Here is a 13,197-nt window from a genome sequence, read left to right on the forward strand (position 1 = left end):
AACTTAGCTTTAACTTAACATAGATAAAAATCCGTATGTTAAGGTTTATGTATTAAAATCCGCTTTTTTGTTTAAAGATCAAACATTTTATTACACTCTTAAGACTATATTATTCTCTTAAACGGATAAATTTTGCTGGGTTTCCCCCCACAATATGGTAGGGTTCAACATCCTTGGTGACCATACTATTCATACCAATAACGGCGTGTTTACCAATTTTAATACCGTCTTTAATTCCAACATGTGCCCCCAACCAAACATCTTGCTCAATCTCAATTCCTTTGGAAGTAACAGGCTGTTGGTAAAGTGGGCGGTCTAGTTGCATACCATGATCAAATGCATAGAGATGACAATATGCAGCTATACGCACTTGATCATGTAGTTTAATACCAGCTCGACCACCATCTAAAATACAATGATGGTTAATTGCGACTTCGTTACCAATCTCAAGCGGTCCATGTAAACTACAGTCGGCCGCAATAAAACAATTATCACCAATCGTAATTTTGCGACCCGGCTCGGCAAAAATATGGGCTAGCGGTGAAATAAAACAGTTCTCTCCTATCTCGACTGTTTCCATATCCATTAAATATGCCTGATATTCTTTTTGCCATTCTTCTGCCCAAGCACGATGTTTAGGCTTTAGTGTCCAATATAGCCATGGCATATAATTTAAACGGTGCTTATGTTGCTCACGGTATTTGAGTAAGGAGTCAGTCATCAGTTAATTCCTCCTCAACTTTTAATTCTTCACGGCCACGAGTGACATCGCGGAGCTTCAAGGCAAGTGGTTCAATTTGGTGGACTTGTAGTCTCGCTTCAATATCTACACCTGTTGCGGTATAAGTTTCCTGATATTCTATTTGCTGCTGCGAAAGCTCATATTGAAAAATCGCCCATTCATTAAAATGACAAGAAAAGTGAATGGTTTTCTTTGCAATGAGTTCAATACGCTCAGCTAATAATAATGATTGCCCAGCACAACCGCCATAAGCCCGTACTAAACCACCTGTTCCCAGTTTTATACCGCCATACCAACGGTTCACCATAACGATGATATTCGTTAAGTCATTACCTTCAATCGTAGCCAAGATTGGACGTCCTGCTGTACCAGATGGCTCACCATCATCATTAAAGCGAACGTTATGTCCAATTTTCCATGCCCAACATTGATGGGTGGTCGATATGTCTTTATTTAGTTCTAAAAATTCTTTTACTTGCTGTTCATTTTCTACTGGCGCAACAATCGCCTGAAATCTACTTTTTTTAATTTCTTCTTCAAATGTAACCGGTGCTGCAATCGTAAAAGCCATAAATTAAATAAAGCATAATAAAAATCAAATTATAGCGTGAATTTAGTAGAAGCAAACCTATAAAAAAAGCCCCGAATTTCGGGGCCTCTTCTATTATCTTTCTCGTAATGCTTCTTTCGCTTTATTAAACGGTTTAAGCAAGTAATCGAGTACAGTTTTCTCACCAGTACGAATATCTACCGTTGCCACCATACCCGGTGTAATACCAAAAGCTTTACCTTGTTTATTGTAGAGCTTATCTGTATCAGTTCGGATATAAACGCGATAATAGAATTGATCTTGTTTAACTTCATCACGAATCGTGTCTGGAGAAATAACAGTAACTTTACCTTTTAAACCACCATAAATTGAATAGTCATAAGCTGTAATCTTCACTAAAGCTTCTTGACCAGGACGAATGAACGCAATGTCACGTGGCAAAATACGTGCTTCAATGAGCAACTGTTCATCAATTGGAACAATCGTCATTAACTTACCATTTTGCGGAACGACACCACCATGCGTTGTCACTGTAATTTCTTTTACAACGCCGCGCACAGGTGCTCTAAATACAGCACGCTCTAAACTGTCATTACGCCCCATTACGACTTGTTGTTGAGTTTGGCTATCAGTATTTGCTTTAGATAACTCTTCACGAGCTTTAACGTAGTATTGGTTACGTGCATCATTCATTTTATTGCGTAAATCATTCGCTTCACGGCGTAAACGTAAGACCTCAACTTCACTGGCAGCCCCTTTAGCAACCAAAGGTTCAGTCATGGCGAGTTCTTGTTGAACCAACTCTAATGCTTGCTTTAAACCTGAAAGCGTTTGTTGTAAATCCGCTCTACGAGACTCATACAGTGCTGTTTCTTCATGCACGAGCTTTGGATCTTTCGCGACAATTTCAGGAAAAACTAACGGTGTACCGTTTACTTCTGCACGTAAACGCGCTGCTGTTGCCTGAGCTGCAATCAATAAAGATCTCGACTCACCTACATTTGACGCAAAACGGGTTGGGTCCAATTGAGCAAGGATTTCGCCTTTTTGAACAATGTCACCTTCTTGTACATTCAGCTTAGTTAAAATACCGCCTTCTAAAGACTGGATGACCTGTTCTTTAGACGATGGAATAACTTTACCTGTACCTGTAGATACTTCTTCTAACTGGAAAAACCATGCCCAAATAAACAAACTAACGAGCCCAATACCTACAATCCAAATCACTAAACTGGCACGCGGTAATGGTGGTTCACTATAAGATACATTCATTGAACGGGTGAGTTCTTGTTGTTGTTCGCTCATGAATTATCCCCCTTGGCTTACTTGTTTTTGTTGGGCTGTTGATTGATTAAGTACTTGATCTCTTGGCCCATCCATTACGATCTTGCCCTCATTCACGACAATAATACGATCAACCAGTTCTAAAACAGCGCGGCGGTGTGTTGCCACAATCAATGTACGATGCGCCAACCATCCTTTAAGATGATCAATCAGTTGCTTCTCGGCAACATCATCAATGGCTGCTGTTGGTTCATCGAGCAATAGAATATTAGGTTGACGAATTAATAAACGTGCAAGTAATAAAGCTTGTTTTTGACCGCCAGAGAAACCGACACCACCTTCTAAAATTAAGTGATCTAGCCCTTCTTTCTTCTCTTGAATAAAAGGTAATGCGCCTGTCACGACCAAAGCACGAAGAATATCTTCATCGGTTGCAAGCGGTGCACCTAAGGTCAGGTTTTCACGGATTGTTCCGTAGAATAAATGGGCATTTTGGTTTAGTAATCCCATGTCACGGCGTACATCAGATGGGTCAATTAAAGAAAGATCTAAACCATCTAAATGCACAGCTCCTTGAGTTGGAGATTGCATGCCAGATAAAAGTTGAAGCAAGGTTGACTTACCGGCACCATTACGGCCTAAAACTGCAATTTTTTCACCAGCACGAATTTGCAAATGACGAATTGCAAGACTTGGTTTTGGGTCGTCATCACCATATTGGAACATTACATTTTTTAATTCGTAGTTACCGTTTAAAACAGCTTTATGAACTAAATGAGCACGATCAGCCTGATCAATTGGACGTTGCATGAGCTCATCGAGACTTTGTTTCGCAACTTTTGCTTGCTGTAAACGACCTAAAACCCCTGTAATTTGGGCAATTGGTGCCAACATACGTGAAGAAAGAATTGAACATGCAACGAGCGCACCCGTGGTCATTTCCCCTTCCATTACCGCAAAACAGCCAACTAACACCACAATAGCGTAAGTTAACCCCTGAACCATTTGGGTCCAAGCCATTAACGTACCCACAATTTTACGCTGTTTCATACCAATGTCGGCTGAAACTTCGTTCATGTGGTTCCACTGGTTTTGGAAACGTGATTCAGCGCGTAATAACTTGATGTCTTCAATACCCTGAACTGCTTCTACAAGAATTGCATTACGGATTGAAGATTCTCTCATCCCTTCTTGAGCAAGCTGAGCCAATTTCTTTTGTACCAAAATACCCGGCAAGATCATAAGAGGCACAACAAGCAACATGACCCAGAATATTTTCCCACCAATAATCGCAAAGATAATCAGGAACAAGAAAAAGAATGGAAAATCTGCAATTGCACTAATAGTGGTTGAAGTCACCAGTTCACGAACACCTTCGAGTTCACGAATCTGGGAAATAAAACTACCTGTAGATTTCGAGCGATCTTTATTTTTAATGCGTAAAGCATGGCCAAATACACGGTCTGAGACACGTAAGTCGGCACGCTTACCAATAATATCGGATAAATATACCCTCGAAACACGCAAGGTAAACTCAAAAAGAGCCGCGATCAGTACACCACCTGCCAGAACCCATAAAGTCGGAATCGACTGAGATGGCACAACACGGTCATACACTTGCATCGAGAAAATAATGGTTGCCAGTGCCAAAATATTGGCAATTAAAGAGGCAAACATAATATCGATATAACGTTTCCAGTCTCTTAAAACGATGGACCAGAACCAGTTTGCTTCGTATGGCTTGATATATTCATCAATACGCGCATCTGGAATAGACGTTTCTGGACGCAAAATATAGACATTTTTCAGCGTCGTTTTTAAAACGTCTAATGATAAATTTTGAGAAAGACCCTGATCTCCACTGAACTGGATACTGACATTGCCTTGCGTATCTGCTTTATCGATTACACCAACTTGCCCATCATTAAACTCCACCATAACCGGCAAACGCCATGGATTTAACAAGTCTAAAGAAAAGGGTGCCTTACGAAGATTTAAACCGACCTGACGTGTCATTAACTGTAAGACATCGTCTAGATTCTGGTTTTGGTTCCAATCAAGTTGTAAACGAATTCTTTCTTCTGACGGTTCTATTCGATAGTGTTTGGCAATAGTTAAGACCGCCTGTAACCAAGGCTGGTAATTTATTTTTGTCATCATGGTTGTACTTCGAACCCCTGAATTGAAATATTATTTAAGCCATAGGCTTGGCGGGAACGTCCTGTTGCTGCAATGTACTGAACAATGCTGTTATAAATGTCATAACGTGCTGATTCGAGTTCTGAGTTTGCACTATGAATGGCTTGTTCAGCATTTAATAAATCGACCAGTGAGCGAGTACCGAGCTTATATTGTTCTTGGTACAGTTCACGTGTACGAACCGTCGTTGCTTGGCGACTCGCCAAAACCTGCATTTGACGTTGTTTATTTTCAATTTGTTCACGACTTGTTCTAATTTGATCTAACACATCTAAATAAACAGAATTGACTTTAGATTTAGCCGCTTCTTCTGCATAACTTGCCATTTTTACTTGTGAAGCGGTTGCACCACCTTGGTAAAACTGACTTGTTGCTTCAAGCATAACCGAACTATATAAACCATCATCCTTGTCATTATTTGGGTTTTTACCGTTAAGCGCCTGACTGACTGAGCCTTTCACGGCTAAAGTCGGATAGCGTGTTAAACGGGTTTGTTCTTTTTGTGCTTTAGCGACCTCAACACTTGCCTGTGCGGCGATCATTTTAGGAATAGTATTGAACTCAGGCTCACCATAAAGATCAGATTGCTTGACTAGATCTTCGGAAATAATCCATCCAGTACGAGTAACATCTGCCCCGAGTAGTGTTCTTAAATGCTGTTGATACTGACGTAATAAGGATTGCTGAGCAATCAAGGTAGACTGCGCTGCTTGTAAGTATGATTGCGCCTGAATTGGGTCTGCCTGACTCGCGACACCAGCGTTTGCACGTAGGTTAGCAATATCTTGAATACGTTGAATACCGGCAATTTGCTGTTCAGCAATTTTATTAAGCTGAAGATAACGCTGAATATTCACAATAGTTTGTGCAACATCCAAAGCTAGAGTATCAACACTGACCAAAACATTGGCTTGTTCAACTTGAACCTTAGCTTGCTCAACATCAACACCTGATTTGACTTTACCAAAGTCATAAAGCATTTGAGTGGCACTTAAAGTAAGTAGCTGCCTACCACGTTCTCCACTGCTTAAATCACCAGTTGAAATCCCGCCTGCTAGCTGGGGATAGTAACCGGCTTTAGCAACGTCAACTCCTGAATTTTGACCTGCTAAAGTTGCAATAGATTGTGAAATATCTGGACTACGCTGAATGGCAATTTTTACCGCATCTTGCAATGTCATCGTTCGAGATGGCAAGTTGGAAAAAGATGAAGCCGACTTATCATTAAGTTGAACAGTTGGAAATTCCTGCACAATAGAACGATCTAGCTTAAAATTACTCAGCTCGTGCATCTTGGCAACTTTGAAATCATCACTACTTTTAGGGACAAAAAGTTGTGACAAGTTTTCTTTCAGGGTGTGGTATTGCTCACTTGGTTTAGCAGCATATATCACAACAGGTACATGTAGTGTACTTAGAAGCATCAGCCCTTTCAGGAAAGCCTGCTTTCTACATTTCCCTTCTACTCTTCTTTGGTTATATCCAATCATGCTTATCTTGTTGATCTTGTTTGTTATCGTTTAAAAGCCTCTCCATTCTACATAGTTTTTCAATGAAAGCAGCATAATTGGTCGAATAAATCACACATTATTTTTTTATTAAATGAGTGGTATATGTAGTTGTTTTTATTTATAAAACATCAAAAAACAAAAAAGAGGCCTTGACCTCTTTTTAACCAATTAGATTAATGACTTTAATTAAACTGTAAAATCATCACCCAAATAGACTTTACGTACTTGTTCGTTGTCTAAAATTTCTTGTGGTGTGCCTTCAGCAATCACTGAGCCTTCACTTACGATATAAGCACGCTCACAGATCGCTAAAGTTTCACGAACGTTGTGATCAGTAATGAGTACACCAATGCCACGATCTTTTAGTGTCTGAATAATGTCTTTAATATCGCCCACAGAAATTGGGTCAACGCCGGCAAAAGGTTCATCCAAGAGCATAAATTTAGGGTCTGCTGCCAAAGCACGCGCAATTTCCGCACGGCGGCGTTCACCACCCGATACACTCATTCCTAATGAATCTTTAATATGGCTAATTTTAAAGTCATTTAATAATTCATTAAGGCGTTGTTGACGTTGCTGCTTATTCAAATCTTTACGTGTCTCTAAGATCGACATAATATTTTCAGCAATCGTCAATTTTCTAAAGATAGAAGCTTCTTGAGGCAAATAACCAATACCTTTACGTGCACGCTCATGCATCGCTAGGTCTGACATATCCAAGTCATCAAGATGAATCTCGCCCTTATCCATACGCACGAGTCCAACGACCATATAGAAACTGGTCGTTTTTCCGGCACCGTTAGGACCAAGCAAACCAACAATCTGTCCACTTTGCATACTAAAAGAGACGTCTTTGACAACCCAACGCTTACTATAGTTTTTGGCTAAGTGTTTAATACACAAAGTTTGCGGTTGTTGAAGAGCTTGCTGCATTAGTCACGCGCTCCTGGGAAACTTTTCGAACTTGAAGGTGGAATAATGATTTGTACGCGGTTTGAAGTAGAACCTTGAGCTTCAACATCGCCTTTATTCATACTATATTTCAGAGAGTTACCACGAATACTTGAACCATCTTGATATAAGTATGCCCCGCCAGACAAAGTAATAATGCCTGTGTCTGCATTATAGACAATCGTTTGCCCTTCACCACGTGCAACGCCCTTATTGGCATTGATTTGCTGCTGGAACTTAGCTGGACGACCTTTAGCGGTAATCACTTGAATTTCACGTTTCGAGTTTAGATTCGCAACAATTGAGTCAGCTTGAAGCTTCATCGTACCTTGCTCAATCACAACATTACCCGTGTAAGTCGTCAAACCAGTTTTGTCATTATAAGTTGCACGGTCTGCAACCAATGAAATTTGTTGATTACGGTCAGACGGCAAAGCAAAAGTCGAAGCAGATGATAAAGCAACGAATGTAATTACCGCAGCTTGTTTTAGGAAAGCTGAAGAACGTTTTAAATTAAGACTTTGGTGCATACTTTCCTCGAATATTAAAAAATTCGTACTGACCGTTATTCAAATTGCCTTTTAATCCTTTACTCACAAACTCGCCTTGTGGAGATTGAACAATCACTTGATGATTTGTTTCAATATCTCGAGTCTTTGGATAACCAGTTAATTCATCGGTTTGGAACTCAATTGTTCCTTGTGGTGCAATCTTGGTTGCGACCACATCACCCGATAAAACAACCTTTTGATTATCATCATAGCCATAAGCTTGTTTAGCAAAGAATGTTGCATCAACTTTACCTAATTTATACATAGAGGCATTAAGTTGATCCAACTTTGACGTTTTTTGTTGCATATCCTGCTCAAGCTGACGAACTTCAGCACGAATATACAAATTGCCTTTATCATCAGTTTGAGTCAAATGGACGCCCTGCGCCGAATAAGTCATATTCTTCGCCGAACCAATGTCCAGTTTTTTTGCCTTGCCACTATAGTAGTAGTAACCACCACTCACAGCAGCAACGACTACAGCAACAATATATAAAACTCTGGTATCCATGAGCAGGAATAGCCTACCTTTTTAAGTAATCTTGTTATTAATGCGGTACTGCAAGATATTTTTCAAGAAGTTCTTGGTAAATGCCTTTTGCGATCAGCAACATATCACAGACTTCACGAACAGCTCCACGACCACCCATGGCTTGGGTCACCAAATGCGCACGGCGGCGTACTTCTTCATGTCCATTTGGAACCGTAACACTCATTCCGGCAATCGCAAATGCTGAAAGATCTGGCCAATCATCGCCCATATATAAGCAATCTGAAGGCAAAATATTAAACTGTGCACAAGCTTCACGAAGTGCTGAGCCTTTGTCTTCACGGCCTTGAAAAACTAAATCAACACCTAAGTCAGACATGCGTTTATCGACGATATTACTTTTTCGGCCTGTAATGATGATGACTTTCATACCCGCTTGTTGCGCAAGTTTCATACCCAAACCATCACGAATATCGAATGATTTAATTTCATCGCCCGTGTTGGTTAACGTCACAAAGCCATCACTTAAAATACCATCAACATCCAGAACCAATGCCTGCAAATGACGTGCTTGTTCTAACAATGCATACGATGCCATGGATTAATTCACCCCTGCCTGAATAAGATCATGCATACTAATTACACCAATCACTTTATTTTGGTCGTCGACCACCACAAACTGACTGATTTTTTTCTGGTTAAGTTGTTGTAACGCTTCTACAGCACGTGCTTCTTGAGAAATAGTTGACGGTTTTTTTGTCATTACTTCAGACACAGGTAAATTCACATCAAACCCTTGCTGTTTATCGATGAGACGACGTAAGTCCCCATCTGTAAAAATACCAAGCAAATGGTCTTGTTCGTCAACAATTGTCGTTAAACCTAAACGCTTATTTGAAATCTCATAAAGCACTTGATTCATTGGAGTCTCAGGTGAAACTTTTGGTAACTCTTCACCTGTATGCATTAAATGTTTTACATGTAGAAGTAAACGTTTACCTAATGCACCTGCCGGATGCGAACGCGCAAAGTCATCAGCAGTAAAACCACGTGCTTCAAGCAAAGCAACTGCTAATGCATCGCCTAAAACCAAAGTGGCTGTCGTACTTGAAGTTGGTGCCAAGCCTAAAGGACAAGCCTCATCTGACTCACCTAAGGTTAAAGCGATATCAGCATTTTGCGGCATTGGGCCTTTATCATCACGGCTAATGGTAATCATTGGTACGCCAAGATGTTTAATAAGAGGCATCAACATCATGATTTCATCACTTTTTCCTGAGTTGGAAATTGCAATAAGTACATCACCGCGAACTAGCATGCCTAAATCGCCATGGCCTGCTTCACCAGGATGCATAAAGAAAGACGGCGTACCTGTAGATGCAAATGTTGCCGCCATTTTTCGACCAATATGCCCAGATTTACCCATACCTGTAATCACAACACGACCTTTACACTGCAACAGTACTTCGCAAGCACGGTTAAAACGGTCATCAATTTGTGTTGCTAATACATCTATGGCTTGTTGCTCAATACGCAATGTAGCTAATGCACTGCTTTGGAAATCTGTAGGATTAGGCATACGAGTTTGACTCAAAATAATTGATCTGATCTCTCAATTGAGATCGGTGATTTTAATCAAAAGATTTGGAGGCATTCTAGCATAACTCAATCAGTTACACGTTTTTAAATGTATAAGATTTCACAAGCTTATAAAATTAATGCATAAAACTTTTTTAAAAATGATGCATCAGTTATGATGTAACACTATTTTTGTTGAGTGTTTGAAAACCCTTATGCAACCGTTTGTTTTATATAACTCTGAGCAACGAAAAAAAGTTGAATTTGTACCTCGCAAAGAAGGTCACATCGATATGTACGTCTGCGGTATGACCGTTTACGACTACTGTCATATCGGGCACGCTCGAGTTATGGTTGCATTTGACTACATTATTCGCTTTTTACGTAGTCAGGGTTGGAATGTTCGCTACATTCGCAACATTACCGACATTGACGACAAAATCATCAAGCGCGCAAATGAAAATGGCGAAACCATTCAACAGCTCACTACTCGCTTCATTGATGCAATGAATGAAGATGCAGCGAACTTAGGCTGTTTAGCTCCAGATGAAGCACCAAAAGCCACTGAATATATTGAGCAAATGCAAAATATGATTGGCAATTTAGTCAATAAAGGCTCGGCTTACCCTGCTTCAAATGGCGATGTGTATTTTGAAGTGACCAAATTTGAAAAATACGGTCGTCTTTCTGGACGTAAGCTTGATGATATGCAAGCTGGCGCAAGTGAACGTGTTGACGTAGAAGTTGAAAAGAAACACCCGTTTGACTTTGTACTTTGGAAACATGCAAAAGAAAATGAACCATCTTGGGCATCTCCATGGGGTAATGGCCGTCCGGGCTGGCACATTGAATGTTCTGCAATGTCTACTTGCTGCCTAGGCAATCACTTTGACATTCATGGTGGCGGTTCAGATTTAATGTTCCCACACCATGAAAATGAAATTGCACAAAGTGAAGCCTCAACTGGTGAGCAGTATGTAAATTACTGGATGCATGTTGGCTTTATTAATGTTGATGGCGAAAAGATGTCTAAGTCTTTAGGCAACTTCTTTACTATTCGTGATGTGATGGAGAAGTTCCATCCTGAAGTGATCCGCTACTTTATTGTGTCTTCACACTACCGTAGCCCTGTGAACTTCTCTGATGTAGCGCTTAAAGAAGCAAAAACTTCTTTAACTCGTTTCTATCATTCATTTAAAGCTTATCAACAAGTGTATGGTCAAACGACAACTGAAACGCTTGATCAAAGTTTTATTGAACGCTTTAACAATGCAATGTGTGATGATTTCAATACTGCTGAAGCAATGGCGGTATTGTTTGAACTCAACAAAGAGTTAAACCGTGCTGTAAAAGAAGAGCAAGCTGACCAAGCGACTGTGCTTTATTCAACATTACGTCACCTCACCAACATTTTAGGTTTGGTACAACACAATGTAGATGATTTCTTAAAATCAGATATTGGACAAGAAGCGCTTGCTTTGTCTGATGCTGAAATTGAAGATTTTATTCAACAACGTGTTGATGCGAAAAAAGCTAAAGACTTTGCGAAAGCAGATGGTATTCGTCAGTCTTTGCTCGACCAAGGTGTGGTACTTGAAGATACGCGTCAAGGTACAGTTTGGCGTCGTGCTGATTAAACGTTCAATTAGATCACAAGAGTGTTGACACTTTAATGAAACACTCTATAATGTGCTCACATTGCGGGAATAGCTCAGTTGGTAGAGCATAACCTTGCCAAGGTTGGGGTCGCGAGTTCGAGTCTCGTTTCCCGCTCCAAAATTTAAAAACCACTTAATTCGAAAGGATTAGGTGGTTTTTTTATTGTCTATTGGTTAGCTTTAAATAGATATAACCCTTATTAAAAAACATCCTATATTCCCGTAGCAACATCATCTTATTATAGTTGATTAGTAGATCAAACCGAGCATCACTCTGTTCTTCTCTCACAACTTAACCTGAATATTCTAATAAGTGTTTATGAAAAGCTCTTGTCTAAAGTTGATACTCTTATCTTACTCAATTACTGCCGGTAAAATTTTTCAATTATTAAGAATAGCCTTTTGCTGATAAATGATGAAGATTTTTAAAATATTTTAATTAGGGATTTGAGTTTATAAACAGTTTCTATTTTTCACTATATAGACTACTTTTTGGAATAAAGACATTCATGATAAGGCTATATTTCATAGATCAAATACATACGGCCTATATATCTTAAAATTCTGGAGAAATTTTTGGTATAACTGTACAAATAAATAATGTAGAAATAGATTTTTAAAAAGATGGCATACCTACATTAGATACATTATACCGCTTAAATCGGGCTTTTATGTACTCTCTAAAATAGCTCATACGAAGCCAATGTTTAATATCTCTACAATCATGATAAAGATATCTTTTAAAGAATAGCTTTACAGTAACTCACTAATTAAGAATAATAGGTATCGAAGTCAGGCACATGATGTCATTCAGAATAAATTTTACTACTTAACAAAGAGAGAAAGTGTATGGAACTTAATGAGGTTTTAAATTATATATTTACTTTTATTGCTGGGCTCGGGACTGGAAGCTTCTTAACTTTTATTTTTAAGAATAACTCTAAAACCCAATCAAAAAATAAAGTAGATAACTCAATGATGGTTAATGGATCCTTTATTAATGGGAATGACAATACCATAAAAGAAAATAATGGAAAGGAGTAAAATTTAAATGTCAGGATTATTGGGGGATCGGGCTGAACAACGACAGAATAGTTTACAAAATAGTATTATGGCAAATGGTCCACTCAATAATCATGGCACCTTAATTAACGCTAGTAATGTAAACTTAAATTCTACGGTAAAAAAATTCACCTCCCTAGAACAGAGTTACAAAAATCTCATCGATAAAGTTCAAAATGGTGAAAATATAGATTCATATTTAAGTGACATTAATATTTACTTACAACTATATCAAAACCATTCAACTAGAGATATTAGAGATTTGGAAGAAAAGTTAATCGCAGCAGATCGAGAAGATGAAATAGACGAAGCTTTATTAAGTAAAGAATTAGCAACAAAATTCATTATTGAAACTGAACAAAATCAAGCAACTAGATATTTAATTGCCAACATTCTCTATTTAATAAAAAAGAATTTTACTAGATTTATCAGCCCATTGATTAAAGAAGGAAAATCTCAATATGAGATTAATTTAGCAATTGAAAATCACATTTTAAACCCTCTTGAAGAAACGATTAGTCAAACAGACTTTTCACATCACTTTAAACAAATAAATAATTTCTTATATTTTCTTGCAGGAAACTGCCACATATGTTGGGATAAATAATGTTAGTTTATAAT

Annotated in this window: 12 protein-coding genes and 1 tRNA gene; 3 read left to right on the forward strand and 10 right to left on the reverse strand. The window is 38.8% G+C overall.

Annotation, left to right across the window (positions count from 1 at the left end):
- Positions 1–109: 109 nt before the first annotated feature.
- From ACG59Z_RS10700 to ACG59Z_RS10745, 10 genes are all read right to left on the reverse strand, one after another.
- Positions 110–721, reverse strand: a complete 612-nt coding sequence (locus ACG59Z_RS10700) for an acyltransferase (protein ID WP_289737369.1) — start codon at positions 719–721, stop codon at positions 110–112.
- Complete coding sequence (locus ACG59Z_RS10705; protein WP_400199259.1) at positions 714–1,313, reverse strand: IMPACT family protein; 600 nt, start codon at positions 1,311–1,313, stop codon at positions 714–716. The genes ACG59Z_RS10700 and ACG59Z_RS10705 overlap by 8 nt, the downstream gene beginning before the upstream one ends.
- Positions 1,314–1,406: 93 nt before the next feature.
- Positions 1,407–2,597 (reverse strand): HlyD family efflux transporter periplasmic adaptor subunit, encoded by a 1,191-nt coding sequence (locus ACG59Z_RS10710; RefSeq protein ID WP_263613335.1) that lies wholly within the window; start codon positions 2,595–2,597, stop codon positions 1,407–1,409.
- A gap of 3 nt (positions 2,598–2,600) precedes the next feature.
- Complete coding sequence (locus ACG59Z_RS10715) at positions 2,601–4,736, reverse strand: type I secretion system permease/ATPase (RefSeq protein ID WP_263613334.1); 2,136 nt, start codon at positions 4,734–4,736, stop codon at positions 2,601–2,603.
- Positions 4,733–6,199, reverse strand: a complete 1,467-nt coding sequence (locus tag ACG59Z_RS10720; protein WP_263613333.1) for a TolC family protein — start codon at positions 6,197–6,199, stop codon at positions 4,733–4,735. The genes ACG59Z_RS10715 and ACG59Z_RS10720 overlap by 4 nt, the downstream gene beginning before the upstream one ends.
- A 273-nt stretch (positions 6,200–6,472) precedes the next feature.
- Positions 6,473–7,219, reverse strand: coding sequence for an LPS export ABC transporter ATP-binding protein (gene lptB / locus ACG59Z_RS10725; RefSeq protein ID WP_212511667.1), 747 nt, complete (start codon positions 7,217–7,219; stop codon positions 6,473–6,475).
- Entirely contained in the window at positions 7,219–7,767 is a 549-nt protein-coding gene (gene lptA / locus ACG59Z_RS10730; RefSeq protein ID WP_343569285.1) for a lipopolysaccharide transport periplasmic protein LptA, read from the reverse strand. The genes lptB and lptA overlap by 1 nt, the downstream gene beginning before the upstream one ends.
- On the reverse strand, positions 7,751–8,299 hold the full coding sequence (gene lptC, locus ACG59Z_RS10735; RefSeq protein ID WP_263613331.1) for an LPS export ABC transporter periplasmic protein LptC: 549 nt from the start codon (positions 8,297–8,299) through the stop codon (positions 7,751–7,753). The genes lptA and lptC overlap by 17 nt, the downstream gene beginning before the upstream one ends.
- A 37-nt stretch (positions 8,300–8,336) precedes the next feature.
- A complete protein-coding gene (locus ACG59Z_RS10740) occupies positions 8,337–8,876 on the reverse strand; it encodes an HAD family hydrolase (RefSeq protein WP_004709751.1) in 540 nt (179 codons plus the stop codon).
- Between the two features lie 3 nt (positions 8,877–8,879).
- Complete coding sequence (locus tag ACG59Z_RS10745) at positions 8,880–9,857, reverse strand: SIS domain-containing protein (protein WP_039248373.1); 978 nt, start codon at positions 9,855–9,857, stop codon at positions 8,880–8,882.
- 214 nt (positions 9,858–10,071) lie between these two features.
- Between ACG59Z_RS10745 and cysS the strand changes: the two genes are divergently transcribed.
- The 3 genes from cysS to ACG59Z_RS10760 all read left to right on the forward strand — a co-directional run bounded on the left by cysS (position 10,072) and on the right by ACG59Z_RS10760 (position 13,183).
- A complete protein-coding gene (cysS, locus tag ACG59Z_RS10750) occupies positions 10,072–11,493 on the forward strand; it encodes a cysteine--tRNA ligase (protein WP_400199265.1) in 1,422 nt (473 codons plus the stop codon).
- Between the two features lie 63 nt (positions 11,494–11,556).
- Positions 11,557–11,632: transfer RNA gene (locus tag ACG59Z_RS10755), tRNA-Gly, on the forward strand.
- Positions 11,633–12,565: 933 nt separating this feature from the next.
- Entirely contained in the window at positions 12,566–13,183 is a 618-nt protein-coding gene (locus ACG59Z_RS10760; RefSeq protein ID WP_400199266.1) for an ABC-three component system protein, read from the forward strand.
- Positions 13,184–13,197: the final 14 nt, after the last annotated feature.

The organism is Acinetobacter sp. ABJ_C1_1 (genome assembly GCF_044684115.1).
Taxonomy (GTDB): Bacteria; Pseudomonadota; Gammaproteobacteria; order Pseudomonadales; family Moraxellaceae; genus Acinetobacter; species Acinetobacter nosocomialis_A.